Origin of the sequence: Vibrio sp. YT-18 (assembly GCF_033337345.1) — a bacterium.
Classification (GTDB): Bacteria; Pseudomonadota; Gammaproteobacteria; order Enterobacterales; family Vibrionaceae; genus Vibrio; species Vibrio alginolyticus.
In genome coordinates, this window is sequence record NZ_JAWOQO010000179.1 from 1 (window position 1) to 1,171 (window position 1,171).

Sequence of the window (1,171 nt, forward strand, 5' to 3'; positions counted from 1 at the left end):
CCACCAGGCTTTGATGATTCAGGCAGTGTTGATGAATTTATGGCGCGTTTGCCAGAAGCGGACGCGTACTTCAAAGAGTTATCTGCGAAAGCGGCAGAAGAAGGCAAAGTGCTACGTTATGTTGGTGAAATTAATGATGGCAAGTGCACAGTGAGCATGGCCGCTGTCGATGAAAATGATCCAATGTTCAAAATTAAAGACGGTGAAAACGCGTTGGCGTTTTATAGTCGCTACTACCAGCCAATTCCTTTAGTGCTGCGTGGTTACGGTGCCGGTACAGAAGTGACGGCAGCAGGCGTATTCTCGGATGTAATGCGTACTTTAGGTTGGAAACTAGGGGTATAACAATAATGAGTTCAAGTGATATGGGCGTGGTGGTTTATGCCCCAGCTTCAATTGGTAATGTTAGCGTAGGCTTTGACGTGCTGGGGGCGGCAGTGTCCCCAGTTGACGGCACTTTGTTGGGTGACCGAGTTCAAGTAAAAGCAGGGACTGAGCCGTTCAGTCTAAACACTGCTGGGCACTTTGTTTCGAAGTTACCAACCGATCCAAAAGAGAACATCGTTTACGATTGTTGGGTGGTGTTTGCTCGTGAACTGGATAAAAAAGGCATTGAGCTAAAACCACTTGAAATGACGCTAGAGAAAAACATGCCTATTGGTTCTGGTTTGGGCTCAAGTGCTTGTTCTATTGTGGCAGCGTTAGACGCGCTAAACCGATTCCATGACCAGCCTTTGAATGAAACGGAATTGCTGGCTTTAATGGGTGAAATGGAAGGCAAAATTTCGGGTGGTGTTCACTACGACAATGTTGCTCCATGTTACCTTGGTGGTGTCCAGTTGATGCTTGAAGAGTTAGGCATCATCAGCCAAGAAGTCCCTTGCTTTGACGAGTGGTATTGGGTGATGGCGTATCCGGGCATTAAAGTGTCGACGGCTGAAGCGCGTGAAATTCTACCATCTCAATATCGTCGACAAGATATCATTGCTCATGGCCGTCACCTTGCGGGCTTTATTCATGCATGTCACTCTGGTCAGCCAGAGCTTGCTGCAAAAATGATCAAAGACGTGATCGCAGAACCGTATCGTGAGAAACTGCTTCCGGGCTTTGCGACTGCGCGTCAGTACGCAGCCTCAGCAGGCGCGTTAGCAACTGGTATTTCTGGCAGTGG

Annotated in this window: 1 protein-coding gene and 1 pseudogene; both read left to right on the plus strand. The window is 48.1% G+C overall.

Annotated elements, in window-relative coordinates; translation table 11 throughout:
- Window positions 1-345: pseudogene (thrA, locus tag R7M72_RS25270) on the plus strand (bifunctional aspartate kinase/homoserine dehydrogenase I); the annotation flags it as partial.
- A gap of 20 nt (window positions 346-365) precedes the next feature.
- Window positions 366-1,171 (plus strand): homoserine kinase (gene thrB, locus R7M72_RS25275; protein WP_318056479.1); only part of this gene is annotated, 806 nt, incomplete at its 3' end.